Origin of the sequence: Bradyrhizobium sp. 22 (assembly GCF_000482425.1) — a bacterium.
In the GTDB taxonomy this organism is placed as follows: Bacteria; Pseudomonadota; Alphaproteobacteria; order Rhizobiales; family Xanthobacteraceae; genus Bradyrhizobium; species Bradyrhizobium japonicum_B.
Genome location: NZ_KI519399.1, coordinates 1,871,198 through 1,892,233 on the forward strand (window position 1 = coordinate 1,871,198; position 21,036 = coordinate 1,892,233).

At 62.9% G+C, this 21,036-nt stretch carries 13 protein-coding genes; 6 read left to right on the forward strand and 7 right to left on the reverse strand.

Annotated features, from left to right (window positions below):
* Positions 1-145 precede the first annotated feature (145 nt).
* Together K410_RS0110230 and K410_RS0110235 are read right to left on the reverse strand one after the other, a co-directional pair.
* Positions 146-2,377 (reverse strand): Wzz/FepE/Etk N-terminal domain-containing protein, encoded by a 2,232-nt coding sequence (locus K410_RS0110230; protein ID WP_028134748.1) that lies wholly within the window; start codon positions 2,375-2,377, stop codon positions 146-148.
* 32 nt (positions 2,378-2,409) lie between these two features.
* On the reverse strand, positions 2,410-2,976 hold the full coding sequence (locus K410_RS0110235) for a hypothetical protein (protein WP_245269354.1): 567 nt from the start codon (positions 2,974-2,976) through the stop codon (positions 2,410-2,412).
* A gap of 591 nt (positions 2,977-3,567) precedes the next feature.
* Between K410_RS0110235 and K410_RS0110240 the strand changes: the two genes are divergently transcribed.
* The 4 genes from K410_RS0110240 to K410_RS0110255 are packed head-to-tail and all read left to right on the forward strand — an operon-like array spanning position 3,568 to position 8,328.
* A complete protein-coding gene (locus K410_RS0110240) occupies positions 3,568-4,779 on the forward strand; it encodes an acyltransferase family protein (protein WP_245269355.1) in 1,212 nt (403 codons plus the stop codon).
* 7 nt (positions 4,780-4,786) lie between these two features.
* A complete protein-coding gene (locus K410_RS0110245) occupies positions 4,787-6,124 on the forward strand; it encodes a hypothetical protein (RefSeq protein WP_028134751.1) in 1,338 nt (445 codons plus the stop codon).
* Positions 6,125-6,133: 9 nt separating this feature from the next.
* Positions 6,134-7,240, forward strand: coding sequence for an acyltransferase family protein (locus K410_RS0110250; RefSeq protein WP_028134752.1), 1,107 nt, complete (start codon positions 6,134-6,136; stop codon positions 7,238-7,240).
* Entirely contained in the window at positions 7,237-8,328 is a 1,092-nt protein-coding gene (locus K410_RS0110255; protein ID WP_028134753.1) for an acyltransferase family protein, read from the forward strand. Before K410_RS0110250 ends, K410_RS0110255 begins: the two co-directional genes overlap by 4 nt.
* Positions 8,329-8,348: 20 nt before the next feature.
* Here the strand turns inward: K410_RS0110255 and K410_RS0110260 are convergent, their stop codons facing one another.
* Positions 8,349-9,494 carry a glycosyltransferase family 4 protein gene (locus tag K410_RS0110260; protein ID WP_245269356.1) on the reverse strand — a complete coding sequence of 382 codons (1,146 nt, stop codon included), beginning with the start codon at positions 9,492-9,494 and terminating at the stop codon, positions 8,349-8,351.
* Between the two features lie 240 nt (positions 9,495-9,734).
* Here K410_RS0110260 and K410_RS0110265 point away from each other — a divergent pair, with 240 nt between their 5' ends.
* Complete coding sequence (locus K410_RS0110265; RefSeq protein WP_028134755.1) at positions 9,735-11,192, forward strand: lipopolysaccharide biosynthesis protein; 1,458 nt, start codon at positions 9,735-9,737, stop codon at positions 11,190-11,192.
* 19 nt (positions 11,193-11,211) lie between these two features.
* The gene (locus tag K410_RS0110270) at positions 11,212-12,573 is read left to right on the forward strand and encodes a polysaccharide pyruvyl transferase family protein (protein WP_245269357.1); all 1,362 of its coding nucleotides are present in this window, start codon (positions 11,212-11,214) and stop codon (positions 12,571-12,573) included.
* 26 nt (positions 12,574-12,599) lie between these two features.
* Here the strand turns inward: K410_RS0110270 and K410_RS0110275 are convergent, their stop codons facing one another.
* From K410_RS0110275 to K410_RS0110290, 4 genes are all read right to left on the reverse strand, one after another.
* Positions 12,600-13,727, reverse strand: a complete 1,128-nt coding sequence (locus K410_RS0110275) for an acyltransferase family protein (protein WP_028134757.1) — start codon at positions 13,725-13,727, stop codon at positions 12,600-12,602.
* Between the two features lie 232 nt (positions 13,728-13,959).
* Entirely contained in the window at positions 13,960-17,868 is a 3,909-nt protein-coding gene (locus K410_RS0110280; RefSeq protein WP_028134758.1) for an RHS repeat domain-containing protein, read from the reverse strand.
* Positions 17,869-18,341: 473 nt separating this feature from the next.
* Positions 18,342-19,733, reverse strand: a complete 1,392-nt coding sequence (locus K410_RS0110285; RefSeq protein ID WP_028134759.1) for a hypothetical protein — start codon at positions 19,731-19,733, stop codon at positions 18,342-18,344.
* Positions 19,734-19,743: 10 nt separating this feature from the next.
* Positions 19,744-21,018, reverse strand: a complete 1,275-nt coding sequence (locus tag K410_RS0110290; protein WP_028134760.1) for a glycosyltransferase family 4 protein — start codon at positions 21,016-21,018, stop codon at positions 19,744-19,746.
* Positions 21,019-21,036 lie beyond the last annotated feature (18 nt).

Here is a 21,036-nt window from a genome sequence, read left to right on the forward strand (position 1 = left end):
TGGCGCGATCTCCGGTGGCGCAGCCGAAGGCGCGCTCGATCGCCTTCACGCAGCAATTCCGCAAAGCACGGAAAAGGCCCGCTGCCAAATGGCAACGGGCCCGAGGTCGTTCCAGGTCGGCTGAGCGCGGCGCCCGCGCCTCCGCCTAGGCGTGCTCGACGTAGTAGCTGTTGTGGTGCTTTCCCTTGTACGCCTCGATGCGCTTGAGCATCTTCGGGTTGGCGCGGTTGAGCACGGCACCGAGCAGCTTCTTCTGGAGGACTTCCGATCCGGAAACCGACTCCTGCAGGGCGCTTCGTGTCGTCTGCCCCCATTCGATCACGTAGACCATGGCGTCGATCAGGAGGCTGACGGCCTTGGAGTCCGCCACCGGCATCACCGGGGCAAGGTCGATCACGATGTACTCGTAGTGCTCTCTCAGAACCTTGAGCAGCTCGGCCATCGCCTTCGATCCAATGACGTCGGCCGAATTGACCATGCGGGACGCGACGACGGAGGGCAGGAAATCCAGGCCCGTCTCCTTGCTCCGCTGCACATGGTAGCCGAGGCTCGCCGGATCGCTGAGAGCCTCCACCAGTCCGCTCTGGGCGTTGGGTGCAAGCTCTCGGGTCAGCGAGCGCGTGTGCAGATCGCCGTCGATCAGGACGGTGCGATGTCCGGTGAGGGCGATCAACTGCGCGAAGTTGGCGGCCACCGTCGTTTTTCCTTCCTTGGGCAGGGAAGACACGATGCCGATCACCTTGATCTCGCGGGTCAGGCGCGCAACGTCGATCGACACCTTGATGTTGCGCAACGTCTCGGCGAACCGCGAGAACGGATGATCGACGACGTAGCGGGACAGATCGGCCGAGCTCGTCTTGGCCGACGTCGAAAGCAACGCGCCGGTCGTCGTCGGCGGCCGAATGTCGGGCAGGACCCCGAGGCACTTGACGCCGAGCTCGTCCTCGACCTCGGCGGGGGTCCGCAAGACGTCGCTGAGCAGTTCGCGCCCGAATGCGACACCGAAGCCGAGGCAGAGGCCGCCGACCAGGCCTCCCACCAGCGCCAGCACCGTGCGCGGCGAGCTCTTGCGTTCGGGCTTGGTGGCGGTGCTGATCAGGCGCGCCTCGCTGAGCGGAAAGCTCTGATTCTGCGTCGCGCTCTGCAGCTTCTCGAGGAAATTGTTGTAGAGGTTGCGGTAGGTGTCCGCGGCGCTCTCGAGGTCGCGCAGCTTGACCGCGGCCTGGCCGGTATCGCCGGCCTGGGCGACGAGCTCCTTGACGTTCTTCTCGAGCGAGGCTTCGCGGCTCTTTGCGATCTCATAGTCGCTGCGATAGGCGTCCCCGATCCGACGCAGCTCGTCGGCGATGTTCTTGCGCAGCTCCTCCATCTTGTTGGCGAGATTGACCGCCGCAAGATGTTGCTTGCCGTAGCGTCTCGACCAGTCGGCATACTGGGCCTGGAGATCCAGATATTGCGCGCGCAGGCGGGTGATGACGGAGTTGTTGAGAGCGTCGGTCACCGTCGATTGTGCGACGTCCTGGTCTGAAATCGCGGTGATCCGGTCGAGCCGGGCCTTGGCTTCGGCCGTCGATGCCCGCGCCTGAACCAGCTGGGTATTGAGGTCCGACAATTGCTGCTCGGACATCAGGCCGCGGCTGGTTCCGACGATATTGTTTTCGGCCTTGAAGGTCTGCACGGCACGGTCGCTGGCGGTTGCCTGCTCGCTCAGCTCGATGCTGCGCTGCTGAAGCCATTCGGTTGCCCGCTTGGTGGACTGATATTTGGCTTCCAGCGCGCCAACGAGGTAGGCATTGGCGATGGCGTTGACGATCTTGGCGGCCTTGTCGGGGCTTCGCGCGCGATAATTCAACGACAAGACATACGTCGTCAGGACGCGCTCGGTTCTCAGGCTCTTTTGAACCGTCTCGACCACGGCATGTTCGAGCCGCTCCTGGGACGGCGGCTCGCGGGAGCCAAACGGCGACATGACCTTGCCGAGGACGATGGACAGCAGGCCCGGATTGGAGCCATTGAACTCCGGATCCTCCGTCAGCTTCAGGCGACGGACGACCGAGAGGATCAGGTCGTCCGAATTGATGACCTCGACCTGGCTGTCGACGTAGCCGGTGTCGATGAGGGCGCTGCTGGCGTTGCTGTCCTTGTCCAGCACCTGTGCCTGACGCGTGTCCATCATGATGCGGGCATTCGCCGTGTACATCGGTTGCGCCAGCGCCAGATAGACCATCACCAGGGCCAGCGAAGCTCCGGTGCAGGCCGCGATGACCGGCCATTGCCGGCGCAGGACGTCCGTGACGCGCTCGAAGCTGAGGACCGCTCCGCCGAATTCGATGCCGAATCGGTGTCCCGACTGGAAATGTTCTCTGGGTTGGTACATTGGTTTGCTTCGCTGCCTCTGACGGTCGCTGATCAGTTCGGAAGGGGGACGGGTTTGAAGGGATTGGCCAGCTTGGTCTTCCATTCGCCGTCGAGCAGCGCCCCGCCCCGGGGCGGTGGCGTCGAACTCTTGGCTTGCGATTGAATCTGGATGCCAGAGGCGTCGTCTCCCGCGGCGGAATAACCTGCTTGCACGTTGAGATCACCGATCCGTTGCACGAAATCCCTGATCTTGCGTGCAGCCTCCGGCTTCGTCGCCGTGCACCTCCCTTCGGCAATGCGCAGTGCGGCACCGATGGAGGAGCGGTCGGCCGAGGCCGATGAAGAGATCAGCGTCTGCACCGACGGCAACACCGACGGATTCGTGGCGAGATAGGTCGCGAGCTGAAATCTCAGCTTCTCCTTGTCATTGCGCAGCCGCTCCAGAAGCGAGGAGGGTGACTTGACGAAGGTGTCGAGTTCCAGTTGCGAGGCACGGCCCGAAAATTCGACGCACTGAGCGCGGCAAGCATCGACGCTCGAGACGATCAGCGCAGAACCTATCAAGACGGTCGATAGCCATCGCGGTTGTGCATGACGACGTGTTAGTCCGCGGCCCATCCGTGTTCCTTGCTTGTGTTGCAATGAGAGAACAGGCGAAACTTGTCAGGTAACTGTGTCATCTTTTTGTGCGGCGCAAAAGCTGACGCACGATCGTCGATGACGAACAGATGCTCTGCGACTTTGCACCGGTTGCAAAGACGCGGATTACAATGCCTGCGAGACCGGCATGTCGCGCTCACGAATGTTGCAACTTGAAAACATATCGGGCACCCGCGGACCGGCGTGTCGCAGAACCGACACAAGTCGCGCCGCGTTTCATTTGTTCCCGGTTCAGCAAAAATTTTCACTGCGATAACTCACGCCAGAAATCATCTCGTGCGCTGGGCTTCCATCGCAACACCGCCGAATTTCGCGCACACTTTGTACGCAAATGCTCGCAATGATCCCGGCCGAATTGATTTGCGCGCCGATGCGCGGCGGTCTCAAGCAAATAGTGGCGTGAACTTGGCGCTCGCATGTCCGGACGAACTGCGAGCGTTGAAATTATCGTCGACCGTCATGCGCCTGATGCGAGTCCGCGATCGCAGAGATTGAACGCGCGCGAGTCCTGATACACAGTACTGCGGTGCAATAGCTGGGAATGTTGATGTGACGGAGTTGGTTCATCGTGAGAAGGCGCATGTCCTGCCGCTCGACAGCATCCGGGGTATCGCCGCGACATCGGTGGTGATTCACCATCTGCTGCTGATGCCGACCTTCCTCGCCGCGTTCCCGCACAATGCGTGGATCAACTGCTCGTTCTTCAGAAGCTCCTGGCTGCTGGTCGATCTGTTCTTCGTTCTCAGCGGCATCGTCATGTCGCTCAGCTACGTCGAGAGCGAGTTCGGACGCTTCTCGCTGCGCGAGTTCATGGTGCGGCGCCTGGCGAGGGTCTATCCGCTGCACATCGTCATGCTGCTGGCGAATCTGTTGTTTCGCCTCCTGCGCATCAGCCTGGTCATGGCGGGAGTCGTCGTGGCCGCGCCGGCGGCCTTCGAAGTGAACAATGCCTATTCCTTCGGTCTCAACGTCCTGCTGCTGCATTCGATGGGATTGATCGACTATCTCAGCTGGAACGCGCCGAGCTGGAGCATCAGCGTCGAATTCTACACCTACCTTGTGTTCGGCCTGATCGTCCTTGTCGCCCAGCGCTTGCGTTCCCTGTTGTTGTTCTACGTCCTCTGCGGCGCGCTGGCGGTCGGAAGCCTGGTCTTCATCATCTTCGTGCTCGACAAGAGGAGCCTCGGGCTTCAGACCGACTTCGGTATCCTGCGCTGCTTCGTCAGCTTCTTTCTGGGCGTGCTCACGGTCAGGATCGTCGATCGCCTGCCGGCCAGGCCGGGCCCCGCGGTTCAGGGCGCGCTGCAATTCGCCGCCATGACGGCCAGCATCGTGCTGGTGTCCGTGGCGGAGACCAGTCCTGCATCGACCTTCCTCGCGCCCGTGACGTTCGCGGTGTTCCTCGGCAGCCTGCTGGCCTTTCCGGATGCGCTTCTGGTGCCGCGGATGCTGGTAGCCAGGCCGCTGGTCTGGCTCGGCAAACGTTCCTACTCGATCTATATGGTGCACGCGCTCGTGGTGCTGCTCGCCGAATATTTCGTGCGCGCCGTGGGGGCGGGGCGGATCGCCGCGCTGGATTCGGTCTGGGCGGGCCTGCCGGCGACGTTGAACCTCGTGGTCTCGCTGGCCGCTGTTCTGGCGGTCTCGCACTTCACTTATCTCTACATCGAAATTCCCGGCGGCAAGTTCATGCGGAATGCGCTCGGAAGCCGTCGGGATTTCGCGGGGGCTCCCGCGCGCTCGGCGCGGCTGACGAACTGAGCCGCACATGACGATGCTCGCGCTGCAGCAGCCCAGGATGACGCTGATCAGCCTCAACATCGAGGCGATCGCGCTCGGCGCCTATCTGGTCCGCGACGCCTTTGGCGGCGTGATCCGCTATTACACCAGCATCTATCACATGAACGCGCTCTGGTACGTGCCCGACGCCATTGCGATTCTGTGCCTGATCCAGTTCTTCGTGCACTGCATCTTGCGCAATCGCAGTACCCTGGCCCTCCTGGTGTTGGTGCAGATCATGCTGTCGCTCGTGCTCGGCTATTTCATGCTGGGTACGGTCAACGCAGCGGTCTCGTCGTTCAAGATGATGCTGCCGGTGTTCGTCGGATTCTGCTTCTGCGACTCGAGCCTCGGCTCGTACAAGAAGCTTCTGTCGGTCATCGCCGTGACCTTCTACCTGTCGGTGATCGGCGTTTTCCTGACCAAATTCTACCTGATGCCCTGGGTGGGCTACAAATACGAGTCTTTCGGCGCAGTCCGCGAGGCCGGCCGATTGTGGTGGGCCTATGGCGGCGACGACCAGCGCCTTATGGGCTTTGCGGCCGACAACACCATGGCGGCCTTTTTCATCCTGGTGTCGTTCGCGATCACGTCGATTCGCATGAGCACCACCTGGTGTCTCCTGCTCGGCTCCATCGCGATCTATGCCACCAAGCTGACCACCAGCAAGACGACCATGATCGTTCTCGTGCTCTACTTGATCCTGCTGGTGTTGGTGCGGATGCTGCCGGAGAGATCGCGCTTTCCCGCGATCCGAACCATCGCGCTGTGGTCGTATGCGTCGATCTTCGTGCCGTTCTTCATGATCGTGCTCGCTTCGGGGACCGCGGCGGTGCCGCATTCGACCCTCTTCAGCATCCTCGATCGCATCAACAACAGCTGGCAGAAGCCCTTCATCTACCTGACTCAGCTGATGCCGGTCGGCCTCGTGACCGGTTGCGGCGCGGGCTGCTTCAACTATCCGCAGCAGCTGTTCTCGCCGCTCGCGGCTTATTGGGTGCCAGTCGATAATTTCTACATCGGGACGTACCTGATGTTCGGCCTGCCCTTTGTCGCGTTCATGGTGATGGTGTTCCGGGCAACGTTCGGAGCGACAGACGTGTACAAGTTGACGCTGATCTTCATCGTCAACCTGTTCACGATCACGGTGCTGAACTACGGCCCGGCATCCGGTCTCCTGATCATCGCATTGAGCTTCAGCGAGGTATTTTCGCGGCGCGCGGCCTCCGCACGGACGGGCGACACCGTGCCAATTGTCATGAAGCCGCCGCTGCCGCCATTGGAAGGCTTCCGCCCGGACATGCCGGCGGCGAGCGGAAGCAGGTGAGAACGAACGATGCATAAACGGCTCGCATTCATCGACACGCTGCGCGGCATTGCCGTGTTGGCGGTCCTGGTCCAGCACGTGTTCGAGGTGATCGTCGAAAAGCATCCGACCGGCGCCTATTACTGGCCCATCCACGACGTGTTCGGCTACTACATGAACTTCGGCCGGTTCGGCGTGGTGCTGTTCTTCTTCGTCAGCGGCTTCGTCATTCCGTTCAGCTTTCCCGACAGCGCCACGCCGGTGCGGGATTTCGCGATCAGCCGCTTCTTCCGGCTCTATCCGGCCTATTGGACCTCGCTCGTCATCGGGCTGGTGACGATGTATCTGCTGGACTCGAAGGTCTATCCGCTCGGGCAGGTCGCCGCGAACGTGACGATGCTGCAGACCTTCGTGAATGTCCCGAACCTCTGGGTGTTCTACTGGACCCTGGCGATCGAGCTGCTGTTCTACGTCGGATGCACCATTCTGTTCGCGATGGGGCTGCTGAACCAGCGCTTCACCGCCGTCGGGATCGTCGTTGCGGCCGCGCTGGTCGGAACCAGCGCTGCGCTGCTGGTGGAGAACAGGACCGTGTCCTCGGTGATGGAGGTCGGGTTGAACCTGTCGGCGATGTTCCTGGGCAAGATCATTCGCGACACCGTCATCGGCGGGAAGTTGCGATGGAGCCACGTGGCCGTCTGCACGCTGCTGTATGCGATCTTCGCCATCACCCTGTCCGACCGGCGGTTCGGCGGCGTGTATCACGAGAATTTCTTCTACAGCTATTCGATCGGAGCGGCCTATGTCGGCGCGGCGCTGGTCTTCATCGGCTTTGCCGTGTTCGGCGAGCGAATGGCGTGGCGTCCGATGGCCTTCGTCGGCGTGATCAGCTTCTCGGTCTATCTGATGTCGCCGTTCGTGATCGTCTTCGTCCATCGCCTCGTCTGGTTCGGCGACGGGCCGCTCGGATGGTCGATTTTCCTGGGCGTGATCCTGGCGTTGTCGCTTGCCGTCAGCTGGATGACGTTCTTGTTCGTCGAGAAGCCCAGTATTGCCTATGGACACCGGTTCCGCTCGGCGCGCCGCAAGAAGGTGGTTATCGAGCCTGCGCTCAGCACCCAAGGGGCCGCAGAGTGACGAGGCTTCCGCACCAGGCGGGCCCGGCCTATGACGGATCGTTCGTCCCGTCGGTCCAGGGACTGCGCGGCATTGCGGCGCTGAGCGTGCTGATGGACCATTTCTACGACATGCCGAAGGGCGGCATGTACGACATCCCGAATCCCGGATTCCTGCCGCCGCTCTGGGCCTGGCTGCAATCGGTGATCAATGTCGGCGGGCACGGTGTCGAGCTGTTCTTCATGATCAGCGGCTTTCTGATCCCGGCGAGCCTGGTCCGGCACGGGTCGCTGCCGCGGTTCTTCTTCGATCGCGTCCTGCGCATCATGCCGGTGTTCGTCGTCCTGCATCTCGCACTGTTCGCGATTGGTCCGATCGTCGCCTACAAGTTCTTCCGTGGCATCGATCTGCCGAGTTATCTCGCTATCTTCACTGCCAACCTGTTCTTCGTGCAGGATGCGCTCGGCCTGCCCATTGCCCAGCAGAATGCCTGGACGCTGACCTACGAATGGGCATTCTACATCTGGTTTGCGCTGACATTCTCCATGTGGCGCAGCGCCGGCAGGCTGCTGACGGCGCCCCTGATCCTGCTCGGCATCGCCTGTCTGCTGCATTGGCCGATCACGGCCTTCTTCTGCATCGGCATGCTGTTCAGCGCCACGGGATTCCGTATCTCGATTCCAGGGCGCCTCGGCTTGATCGCAGGGCTTGCTTGCGGAGCGGCGATGTTTGCGAGCCTCGTGCTGTTTCACCCATTCGTGGGGCTGCTGCCCGGCTTCCTGCTATTCGGCATGGCGCTTGCCCCGGAGTCGGGCCTCGGCAAGGCCCTGAGTGCGCCGGCCCTGCAATATGTCGGCAAGATCAGCTACAGCCTCTATCTCGTGCATCCCTTCGTGCTGTTCCCCTTGCAGGTGATCGGCCTGAAGCTGGTTGCCGCCGGCGTCGATCGCTGGCTGCTGTGGGCTGCCTTCATCGCGCTCGGGCTGGTGCTGTCGTTGGTTGCGAGCGTGATCAGCTATGAGCTGATCGAGGTGAGGCTGAGGCGCCAGTTGGACGGGGCGATCCGCGGCATGTTTTTTCGGCCGCTGAAGGTCGGGCAATCGGCTTGAGCGCCGCGCGCCCGTCGCCGTCAGCTCACGGTACGACCGGCGAGCCTGTGATAGGATCCCAGCAATTGCTCGGCGATGCGGTCCCAGTTCAAAATGCCGGCGGCGGTCTGCCGTGCGCCGTCGGTCAGTGTCGCGGCAAGAGGCTTCGAAGTCAGCACGCGTTCGAGCGCATCGGCCAATGCGGCGGCGTCGCCCGGCGGGACCAGCAGCCCGTTGACGCCGTCGGTGACGACGTCGGGAATGCCGCCGGTGGCGCTGGCAACGACGGGACGGGAATTGCCGTAAGCCGATGCAAGCACGCCGCTCTGTGTTGCGTCCTTGTAGGGCAGGGCGACCACCGTGGCGGATTGAAACAGCTGCCCGGTATCCGCAGGCGAAATATAGGCATTGATCGTCTTGACGGTCGGCATGGCCTCCATCCGCGCGCCGAGCCGCGTCATCTCCGGGCCGCGGCCGGCAACGATCGCCTCGTGGGCCACGCCGCGCCGGGTCAACATGTCGATCGCGTCGATGAAGACGTCGAGGCCCTTGTAAGCCCACATCCGCCCAAAAAACAGGATGCGCGCGGATTCGGGTGCTGCGATCGCGCCTCCTGCCGGTGGGACCATGAGCACGCCGTGCATGCTGGACACCGTCTCGCCCTTGAAGTCAGGTGACGCGCGGCGAAAATCCGCGATGCAGCTTTCGCCGTGCGTCGTGACGATTGATGCGGCCGCGCGCATGCGTCCACGCCAACCATCCTCGCGTGGCGAGGTGCCCGAGCCGCCTTCCGAATGCGGAATCGCATCGTGAACGGTCAACACCAGAGGAATGCCGAGCGGACGAAGGAACTGGATCAGCTTGGACGTGTAGATTTCCGGAACTTCGTGACAATGAATCACGTCCGGACGAAATGAAATTATGTCGAGGAACGAGGCCGGGATGCCGATCGCGCCGCCGCGGCGCAGGCTCAGGTCGCGAACCCGGGTCTCGAAGGGAGCGGCCACGGCGATATCGGCCAGTTCCCATTGCTGGTTGGCATCCTTGCGGTTGAGCACGAGGCGGACGTCGCAATGGTGAGCCAATCCAGAGGCGAGCCGATAGGAATATTCTGCAAAATGCGGCGCGTAGATCGCCACCCGCAAACGCTTCGAGTTACGGGCAGAACGCGGAGCAGGCGAGTTCATCAAGGCATCCATTTTGCATCACATCGCAAAGGTCGATTGGAGTGTAGTCCACGATTTGAACTCACTTCCACTCTAAATCGGAATCGTGACGGCACTCATCTGGTTGCCATCACTCGGTCGTATTGTCGCGAGCAATCACTGCTCCGCAGTGGTCGAAGACGGCGACGTCGCGGTAGCACCGTGCCACGTCGTCTAGCCTGCGATTGTGGTTGGATCTGTCGGAATTGGGTCGAATTGTTGATGAACGTCACGCCGGGCAAACAACATCAGGTCGTGGTTGCCTTGTTCTGGTCGCTTGCACAGAATTGGGGCGGCAGGGCGCTGTCGTTCGTCCTGTTCCTGGTGCTGGCGCGGCTGCTCAACCCGGCGGATTTCGGCCTGGCCGCGCTGGTCGCCTTCATCCTTCTGCTGTTGAGCTCGATTGCGGAATTCGGCTTCGGTGATGCCTTGATCCAGCGGCGGACGCTCGCGCCCGCCGACGTGACGCTGCCCTTCTTCTGCTCTTTCGCCGCTTCGACGCTTCTGGCGGTTCTGATTGTCCTCCTTGCGCCGGATATCGAACGTTGGCTCGATGTGAAGGGGCTCGCGCCGCTGCTCACAGCCGCCAGCCTCGCGCTTCCGATCGGGACCGCGACCCTGTTCCAGGAGGCGCTCTACAAGCGCCAGATGGATTTTCGCGTGCTCGCGGTCAGGACCATGGTGGCAACCGCCGTGTCCGGCGTCGTGGGGATCGCCTGCGCCTATGCCGGGTTCGGCGCTCTCAGCCTCGTGATCCAGGTCGTCGTCCAAAGCGCGATCAGCGGCTTGTGGCTCTGGAGCCAGCCGCGCTGGCTGCCGATGCGCGGCCACGACATGAAGAGTTTCCGCGAGCTCTCGGGCTACAGCATCCACGTCGTGCTGAACAGGCTGCTGGATTTCGCCATCGTGCGTACCATCGACATGATCATCCTGTCGCTCTATGGCGTTGCGGCGCTCGGCATCTATACGGTCGGTGCGAGGGTCTACATCATCCTGATGCAGCTGCTCACCCAGGCGGTCATGGACGTCGCGCTCAGCGCGTTGTCCAAGATCGCGCACGAGCGGGACCGCATCGCGGCTGCTTATTTGCGCAGCGTCAGCCTCGGTGCGCTGGTCGGATCTCCGGTCTTTGTGCTGCTCGCGGCGATCGCGCCGGAGTTCTCCCTGCTGCTGTTCGGCGCGAAGTGGGGCGGCAGCGAAGCGGTGATGCGGCCGCTGATGCTGATCGGCGCGGTCCAGACCGTGCAGTTCGTCAACAGCGCCTATTTCGGCGCGCTGGGCAAACCGAACTACGTCTTTCTGCTCAATATCCTGAAGTTCTGCACGGTCGTGCCGGCGATGTTCCTGCTGCCGTCGCGCGACATTGGCCAACTGGCCACGATCTTCGCGTTCTCGCAGCTCGTGGTCACTCCCGTGACATTCGCGCTGGCGCTCCGGCTGCTGGGCCTGAGCTGGGGCCAGTTTCTGCGTCCCATTGCGGGCTGCCTTTGTGCCATCGTTCTGGCTTACGGCGCGGTCGTGCTGTGCCGGGAGGCGACGCCGGGCATGAACCCCTATTTGCGGATTGGACTGCTGTCGTCCTGTTTTGGGGTGACCTACCTGACGGGCCTTCTGCTGCTCTGGCGCAAGCAGGTCCTGTCCCTGATCGATTTCGTCGTGAAGCGCGGTGCGACCGCTTGATGCAGACGAGGAGGATGTCGTGAAGCAATTGATCCCCGTGCCCGTACGCAGGCAGCTGCGAGGCTGGCTCAACAGCGCGAAGAATACGCCGCTGGCGCTCGATCTGCTGGAGCTGCGCAGGTGGCAGATCGCGCGAAAGGACGTCGGCGTCAACGTCGCGCCGCGCAACAATCCGCGCCGGCTCGTCGTGCTCCCCTCCGACCCCTGGAGCGTCCATCAGTCGCGCGGCGACGAGGCCATGATCGAAGCGGCCACCGGAGAGGTGAAGCGGGCCTATCCCGATCTCGAGGTCTACATCGTGACCGCGACTGCAGCCGCCAGCGCGGACGTGCGCGCGATGGGCTTCAAGCCGCTCGAGCTGTGGAGACAGCCGTTCTCCTACGAGACGGTGGCGCAGGAGCTGTCGCTCACCAGGCCGGATTTCGGGCTGACTCTGGGGGCCGACGTGCTCGACGGCTACTACTCTCCGGTGGATGCCGCGCGCATGCTGCTCGTTGCCGATCTGATGGCGGCGTTCGGCGCCAAGGTCAGCGTGCTCGGCTTCAGCTTCAACTCCCGCCCGGCGAAGGCGTTGCGCGAAGTGTTCCGACTGCTGGATCCGGGCGTGGTCCTGAATCTGCGCGATGCGATATCGCTTCGGCGGTTCGACGATTTCGCCAGGAAGCGTGCCCATCTGGTGACCGATGCGGCGTTCATGCTGACGCCGCGGGCGGATACGGCTTCGGTGAAGCAGATCGCGGCCAAGATAGCGCGGCAGCGCGAGCAGGGCCGCAAGGTCTTCGTCTTCAACATCCATCCGATGTTGTTCAAGAAGCCGGAGCCGGCCAAGCTGCGGCAAATGATCGAGCTGGCGGCGGGCGCCATGCAGCTTCTGTCTCGCGAGCACGATGCAAGCTGGGTCCTGCTGGCACACGACTATCGCCCCGAGATCGCCGACGACAATTGTCTGCGGCCGCTGGCCGACCGCCTCAAGCCCGTGCTCGGCGATCGCGTGCACCACGTCGATCAGGCGCTGTCGGCGGGCGAGATCAAGGCCGTGGTGGGTCTGGTCGACGGCGTGATCACCGGCCGCATGCATCTGGCGATTGCGGCGCTGGGGCAGGGCACGCCGGTCGCGGCGATCACCTACCAGGACAAATTCCAGGGCCTGTTCGCGCACTTTGGCGTCAGCGAACAGCTCTTGCTGTCGCCGTCGCAGTTCCTCGTCGGCGATAGCTTCGAGACGTTCCTGCTGAACTTCGTCGGCGCGCACGAAGCGGTCGGCCAGCAGGTCCGTCAGGCGCTGCCTGACGTCATGGAATTGTCCCGCGCCAATATCGCGCCGTTGCTGGGTGAAGATCCGATGCGGTTCGCGCCGGCGGCCGACGGTAAGGTTGCCTGAACGCGCTCACGTCATCGGCAGGGCGGTCAGTTGACCGCCCGCTCGGTGTTGTCGAACCGCATCGATGTCTCGGCGGCCACCGTCTGGACCTTGCGCGAGGAGGGAACGCCGGTGTCGGCCCAGCGATTGATGAGCCGCCGCGCGGGATTCTCGAAATAGGCGTAGGTACGGTCCGCGATGATCGTCAGGACCGCACAGCACGCCAGGGCGTACAGGCCGAACTGATCGGGGCGCAGTCCGAGCCAGGTCCACAATGGCTTGAACACGGCAATGAGAACCGCGTCGTGCAGCATGTAGATCGCATATGAGGTGTTGCCGAGCCGGCCGAGCAGGCGGGCGCCAGGAAACTGCTTGAAGGCGCTTTCGCCGACCGCCGTCAGCAGGATGGCGCAGGAGAACAGCAGGATGGCGAGGTCGGGCTTGGCGAAGACGTTGAGGACGAGCACGGAGACGCCGAACATGCCGATGCCGGCGATGATCATCCGCTTGCTCCGGTAGGGATGCGACATCCGGAACAGGATGGCGAGCAGGATTCCGTTCAGGAAGCTCGGCAGCGCGCGGAGCATTCCGTAGTCGAAATTGGCGCCATACATCTGCGACCGCTCCTGCCAGATCGGCAGATGGCCATGGGCGAGGACCAGATAGAGCGCCGCCACGATTGCGGCGAGCACCATTGGTTGGACCTTGCGCGCAAACAGCATCAGGAGCGGAAAGATCAGGTAGCAGAAGAACTCCGCGCTGATCGACCAGGACGGCGAGTTGAAGCTGAGGTGATCGGTGACGCCCCAGGCCTGGACCAGCAGGATGTTGTACAGGAAGTCCAGCGGGTTCGAGCGGGCGGTGCGCTCCAGCCCGACGCCGATCAGCACCACGAAGATGAGCAGGCTCAACAGGTGCAGCGGATAGATCCGCGCAATACGCCGGATCATGAAGCGGGAATAGGCAGCCACGCCACGCGCGTCGGACGGGTAGGAGTAGGAGATCACGAAGCCGGACAGGATGAAGAACATGTCGACGAACAGGCCAAAGGACCCGTTCCAGGCCGGCGAGATGCCCGTGTCGATCAGCTTCAGGTGGAAGATGAAGACCCCGAGCGCGGCGACGAAGCGGTAGAAGTCGAGAACGACGAAACGTCTTGCTTCACTGGCTTCCATCGGGCCTCGGAGTCCTTGCGCGGGTCATCGCCGTGTCTAGCGGCGAATTGTGACGCAAGTTCGCTGAACGCGTTCGCCGATGCGGCGCAATCGCGGCGGTCCGGCCGAATTCATGGGACCCATCCAATTGCGGATGGGTCATCGCTCTGCCCATTGATGAGGCAGGCGCCCGATAAGAGAATGGAGCCGGGATCCTGCATGATCCCGGCCCCCGAAGCATGCTGGCGCGTGCTCAGACGAACACGAAGTCGTGGCTCGTCAGGCTGGAGACATAGACGTTCTTCAGCAGGATCGAGTCGGTGGCGGAGAATGTGATGAGCGCGTTCGTGCCGGACTGCGTCATCTGCAGGTGGCTGTAGTCTTCGGCCAGCAGCTTCGAGATCTGGATCACGTCGTGGGTCGTGCCGTCGCCGGCCTGGAAGTTGAGGATCTGGTCCTGGCCGTGGTCGTAGGCGATGGTGGTCGAGCTCGGTGCGGCCGAAAACACGTCGTTGCCGGCCCCGCCCTGGATCGTGACGCCGGCAGCGACCGCCGTGACGTTGTGGGTGCCGTCGGTCTTGGTCTGATCGATGAACTCGAGCGCTTTGGCGCTGTTGTAGCTCTCGTGCTGCGTGGTGCCGGTCTGTCCGTTGAAGTTGAACAGGAAGACGTCCTTGGAGCCGTCGGCGTTGTTGGCGATCTCCTGCGTCTTGTTGCCGGCGCTGTCGTAGATGTCGGTCAGCTTGCTGCCGTCGTCGTGGATCACCTGGGTATAGTCCAGCGTGCCGTCGGCGTGGGTCCGGGTGAGCTCGACCAGCTTGCCCGAGGCGTCCAAGTGCTGATGCTGGGTGGTGTAGGACTGCCCGGTGACGTTGTAGTTCCAGTTGTCCTGGCTGCCGTCGGCATTCTTGATATAGGCTGCCGTCTTCACGCCGGCGGTGTAGACCGTCGTGGAGCTGTAACCGTCGCTCTTGGTCGTGACCTCGCTGGTGATGACGCCCTTGGCGTCGTACCACTCCGACGTCTTGGTGCCGTCGGCACTCTGCTCCAGCGTGAAGGCCAGGCTGTTGTCGGCGTGAGTGCGCACGATGTTGGTGAGGAAGCCGGTCGAGTCGTAGCTGTCGTGCTCGTTGGTGTAGGTCTGGCCGACGATGTTGAACTGGTAGACGTCCTTGGAGCCGTCGGCGTGGTAGTCGGTCTGCAACTTCTTGACCCCGGCCGCATCGTAGCTGGTGACGACGCTGCTGCCGTCGTCGTTGACGACCTGGGTGTAGTCGAGCGAGCCGTCGGCGTGCCAGCGGGTCACCTCCGTCGTCTTGCCGGTGGGGTCGAGATGCTGGTGCTGCGTGGTGTAGCTCTGGCCGGTGATGTTGTAGCTGTAATTGTCGTGGCTCATGTCGGCATTGGTGATGTAAGCCGCGGTCTTCACGCCGTTGGTGTACACCGTGTTCGAGCTGTAGCCGCTCGGCTTCTCGAGCACCTCGCTGGTGAGAACGCCCTTTGCGTCGTACCATTCGGTGGTCTTGGTCCCGTCCGCGCTCTGCACCAGCTTGAACGCCATGCTGCCGTCGGCATGCTTGCGGATCAGCGTGGTGAGGAAGCCGGTCGCATCGTAGACGTCGTGCTCGGTCGTATAATTCTGGCCGGTGATGTTGAACAGGAAAACGTCCTTGCTGCCGTCGGCGTGCAGGTTGGCTTCCTTTATCCGAGTTCCCGCGGTATCGTAGTTGGTGATGACGCTGCTGCCGTCGGCGTTGATGACCTGCGTGAAATCGAGCGTGCCGTCGGCGTGCTCGCGGGTCACGGAAGTGATCTTGCCCGACGGATCGACGTGCTGGATCTGCGTGGTGTAGCTCTTCCCGGTGATGCCGAATGCGTAATTGTCCTGGCTGCCGTCGGCATTCTTGACGTAGGTGTTGGTCTTGACGCCGTTGCTGTAGGTCGTCGTCGAGACGGTCCCGTCCGCCTTTTGCACGACCTCGCTGGTGAGGCTGCCGGCGGCATTGTACCAATCGGTTGTCTTGGTGCCGTCGGCGCTCTGGACCAGCTTGAAGGCGAGACTGCCGTCGCTGTGCAGGCGGGTCAGGTTGGTGAGGAAGCCGGTGGTGTCGTAGACGTCGTGCTCGGTCGTGTAGTTCTGGCCCTTGATGTCGTAGGTCCAGACGTCCTTGCTGCGATCGGCATGATAGGTGGTCTCGACCAGCTTGACCCCCGTCGCGCTATAATTGGTGATCACGCTGCTGCCGTCGCTGTTGTAGACTTGCGTCGAGTCCAGCGAGCCGTCGGCATGGGTACGGATCACCGAGGTGACCTTCCCCGAGGCGTCGAGATGCTGAACCTGGGTGGTGAAGCTCTTCCCGGTGATGTTGTAGGTATAGTTGTCTTGCGAGCGGTCCGCGTTCTTGACGTAGGCGGCGGTCTTCACACCGGCGGTGTAGAGCGTGGTGGAGTAATAGCCGTCGGACTTCTGGACGACTTCGCTTAGAAGGGTTCCGGCCGTGTTGTAGGTGTCGGTGGTCCTGATTCCGTCGGTGCCGACGTGGACGAACTTCGTCATCACGCCGCCCGTGTAGCTGATCAGGTCCTTGGAACCGTCGGAGTAGGCCACGGTGGTCGAGGTCGGCTGTCCGCTCGAGTTCAGGCCGGTATCCGACTTCGACAGCAGCGTTCCGCTCGCATCATAGGTCTTCGTGCTGCTCCAGGTCGCGGCGGTATTCGTCACCGCGAACGAGTAGCCGCCCTGGATCTTGGACAGCGCGCTGCCGTAATGGGCGATGATGTAGTCCATGGTCGCCTTCGAGGCGACCGGCAGGACGTGCGAGTCGGTCAGCGTGATAGTCTGCAGCGCCGTCGAGTCGCTCAGGTCGGAGAGCTCAGGCACGATTTCGGCCGCCGTACCGCTGACGCTGGTCCTTGTGTCCGGCGGAGTCGAAGTGGCCGGGGGCGCGTCGATCTCGATGATCAGCGGGTGGTCGCTGACCGGAATCGTGATCGAGCTGACGTCGGTGTAGCTGGCGATCGCCGTGGTTCCCGTCAGGGTGTCGTACACCTTCACCGAATGATGCACGCCGCCGAGGTTCACGGTGACCGTCTGGGCCGCATTGGTCAGCTCGGTATCGGTGGAATCGTTCCAGAGCTTCGGCTCTGCCCATACGACCAGTTCGTAGGCGCCGTTGCTCTTGCCGAGCACCATGCTGTTGCCGGTGGCCGGCATGTTGCTCAGGGTGTAGTTCAACGGATCGGTCGGTTGCAGGCCGCCCTTGCCGTCGTCGGCCAGAATGGACGTCAGGTTGTGAATGGCCGTGGCGGCGAGCTTCGGCGTCCCGTCGGAATTGAACAGTCCGAAATTGGCCTCGGGATTGGTGTTGCCGGCGGACGAGTCGCGATCGAACAGCTCGTAGAGATAGGTCGCGCTCACCCCGGCCTTGTAGGCATCCACCAGGGTGTTCAGGATCGATTTGGCCTGCACCGTCTCGTTGACGCCGAGATATTGGGTGTTGGCTTGCGTGGTGTAGCCGGTCTCGGTGATGACGACGGGCTTGCCCGGCGCCGCGGTCATGACGGCGCTCAGCGTCGCCGAAATTGAGCTGCTGGTCGTCAGGCTGGTGCTGACATAGGCATGGGCGTTGGCGTAGTCGACCGAGCCCGACATGTCGCCGAGCTGGCTGTAGCCTTGCGGATCGTTGTAGGCCAATGACAGATTGAAGACGGGGATGCTGCCGAGCGTGGCATTGGCATTGACGGCCTGATAGAGCGCGCTCTGGAACTGGGCTGCGGCGGTGAGGCTCGAGCTGCCGTTGTAGCTGAAGGGTTGGTGATTGGCTTCGTTGAGCCCTTCGATGGCGCTGATGCTGCCCGCATAGGTCGTCGCGAACTTCTCCAGCGAGGCGATGTACTTCTGCAGTCCGACCGTGCCGGTCTGGGGCAGGGCGGACGACACCAGGAAGTCGAACTTGTAGCCGGCTGCGGCCAGTCCCTCGACGACGGGTTGCGCTGCCGGGCTGGTTCCCATCGCGTCGCGGAGATGGGTGACGCCGAGATACTCGAGGTTATCGACCATCATCGCGAGATTGTTGTAGCCGGTCCATCCGAAGCCGGCGTGTGTGTTGACGCCAATGGAGTTGATGAAGCCGCTGGCGGACAGGATGGTTTGATCGGGCATTGCACACTCGAGTTTCAGCGCGAGCGAGAATGCTCGCAGGGATTTGCGTTCAAGCTTCTCTGTGGAGTGTGAATTTCAGATAAAAATCGAAGCTGCAAATCGCGAGCGAAACGAGGTTCCTTGTGCAGGAACAGACTTGCCCGTTGGCAGCAGAATGTTCGAGCGATGCCGGATCGGCGTGGCGCGAGAAAGGCGCTTTCAAGATTTTCTCGATTTGCGCTGCTGAATGTATGCGCAGGCGGCGCAGAAAGGTTTTACAATTTTTGTTGGGAGCGCGCTCACGCGACTCGCTTGTCGCCGTTCGCGGTACTTCGCTCGCACGCGAAGTTCGCAGATGCCGCTTCCATGGGCGGCTAAGTCATGCAGTATACCCGCAAGGGTTGTGTATGCTCAGAGATGGTGCAGACGCTGTTTGCTGGCGACGCCGGTTCCTTGCCGGAACCCGGCGTGCACGACAGACGGTCGTGCGAGAATCAGCCGCGGCGGGCCAGCATCAAGAAGTCGCCGCGCCATCCGATCACCGCCGTCGCAATCGCGGCGATCACGATCTTGCCGGCGAGCCACGTCGTAGGCTCCGTCGGCAGCGAGCCGAGCGATCCGATCAGGAGCGCGGCCACCAAGGCCTGCATCACCAGCGGCCAGCGCGGGAACGCCTCGAACCGCAGGGTCGGGCCGAGTGCGACCAAGATCGTCGCGAACGTGGCGACCGCAGCCCAGCCGACCGCCCCTCGCGGCGACAGGCCGGCCGACACCGCGACGAGGGAGACGGCCACCACGACGGCGAGCTGGCCGGCCGCGACGAGCACCAGCCTGGTCGCCAGCTTCTCGAGGTGGGGGACGACCGCGGTCGTCGCCTGCAAATGGGTGTGCAGGAAATAGAAGGCGGCGACCATTGGCGCCGTCTCCAGAAAGCCAGCCAGGCTGGCCTGCGGCACCAGGATACGTGCTGCATCCGGAATGAATCCAATGAGACCGCCGAGCAGCACGAGGGTCGTGCAGATCATAAATTCGAACATCCGGCGCGCCGACTGCACCGATCTTGCGCTGCCTCCGTGTTCGAAGTCGTTGACGACCTCCGGATAGCTCACGGTGTGGATCGCCGCATTGAGGACCCAGAACGGGCGCTGCAGGAGGTCGAGCGCCATCGAAAATCCGGCGCCGGCTCCCGTCGCGCCGAGCCGGCCGAGGATGACGACGCGGAGCAGCACCGGCACCGACAGATGGATGACGGATGCGCCCGCCGCGAGCATGCCGTAGCGGGAGAAGTCCTTCCAGTCGGCCAGCATCCTCTGCAACGGCACGCGTTCGATCGGCGTGCGATATGCGACCAGGCCGGCGAGGAGGCCCAGAACGTGCCCCGACGCGATGCCGAGCAGCGCCGCTTCGGCCGTCCCCGAGATCACGCCTGCCGCGACGGCACCGGCCAGAAGCCCGGTGGCACGCAGCGCAAGCAGGAAGGAGGCGATGCCGAGCCGGTCGGACAGGCGGACCGACAGGAAATAGAGGTCCGTCAGGCCCTGCAGGACGGAGATGCCCAGACCCAACGCCACGACCCCTGTTGGGAGCACGCTGGCCAGAGACGCGCAGGCGCCGACCACGACGAGCGCGGCCGCGCTCGACAGGCCGGCTGCAAGCAGCGACCACCTCAGCCGGGCCGCCTCGTTCTCTTTGGCTGCCGCCAGGAAGCGCAGTCCCGCCAGTTGCAGCCACTCGAACATCAGGACGCAGAGCAATTGGCTCGAGGCCAGCGCGAGGGAAAAGTTGGTGTAGTCGGCGGCGGGCAACAGATGGCTGATCGCGAAGATCAGGATGATCGCCGCGGCGCTCTGATAGACGTAGCCCGCCATCGCCAAGAGACGTGTCATCGCGGGCGTGTCATCGCGGAATGAGGCGCTCCTTGCCGACGGCCCGTCCCTGCGGCGCTTCATTCGTCGCAGCGCGCATGCGCGACATCCGCCGTTCGCGCAATTGTTCATACAGGTTCTTGTATGAGGACAGCACGTCGGCAAAGATCCACTTGTTGGTATCCGCGATCAGGCGTCGGCTGATCTCGTCGATCTTGTGCGGATCGGCGGCGACCGCGAGCATGCTCCTGGCCAGGGATTGCGGATCGGCATCGGTCAGCCAGCCGGTCACGCCGTGCTCGATGACTTCGGGCATGCCGCCAAAGCGGGTTCCGAGCAGGGGCCTGCCGGCTGCCTTGGCATCTGCGACGACCAGTGGACCGGGGTCGTGCCAGATCGAGGGCGCAATCACCACGTCGACCTGCTTGTAGAAATCGTCCGGCGCCACGAAGCCCATGAACTCGATACGCGCATCCGGCGCGAGCGACCTGAGACGTCGCTGCTCCTCGTCGCTGACCCGGCCGGCGATCATCATGCGGATGCGATCCCGGGGCAGCAGAGCCAGAGCGCGCATCAGGTTGTCGATGCCCTTTTCCTCCGTGAGGCGGCCGATGAACCCGAACGTCACCTCCGTGGTGCAGACCGGGCGGGGATAGGGCGCGTGCGGCGGCTCGGTCGAGGCGTTGCGGATCACGGTGCGGATCGGTGTTTCCGCGAACATGCCCATGTCGGTATGAATCGACAGGACGCGCTCGCTGACGCCGACCACGGCGCTGAGCCAATGCGTGGCACGCTTGCGATGAAAGGTCAGAACAGCGCAGCTCGTGCAAGTGTGCTCGCAGGACCGTCCGTTGTCGAAGCGGGAGCAGCGCGGGCAGGTCAGATAATAGTCGTGCAGCGTGTGAAGCACGGGAACGCCGAGCTGGGCGGCAACCCGCCATATCGCCGTGGTGAGGCCCGACAGATTGTTGGAGTGCAGCACGTCCGGCTTGAAGGCCCGGATGCGTTCCGCGATCATGGGGGCCTGCATCTGCCAGTCGTCGATTGCGTGCCAGATGCTGCGCAGCGCGACGTTCTTCTGCTCCGAGAAGGGCAGATACACGTTCCGCACCGGCGCGGAGTAGACGTTGATGCCGTCGCAGGTTTCCGGGACCTGCCCGGGCCTGGACGCGGCCCGGATCACTTCCACCTCGTCGCCGCGTTGCGCCAGACCTTCGGCGAAACGACGGGCGAAGATCTCCGCGCCGCCGACGATCTTGGGTGCCTGAGGCGTCGGATAAAGCGTGGACGTCAAAAGAACTTTCATCGCGTCAACCTCATGTCT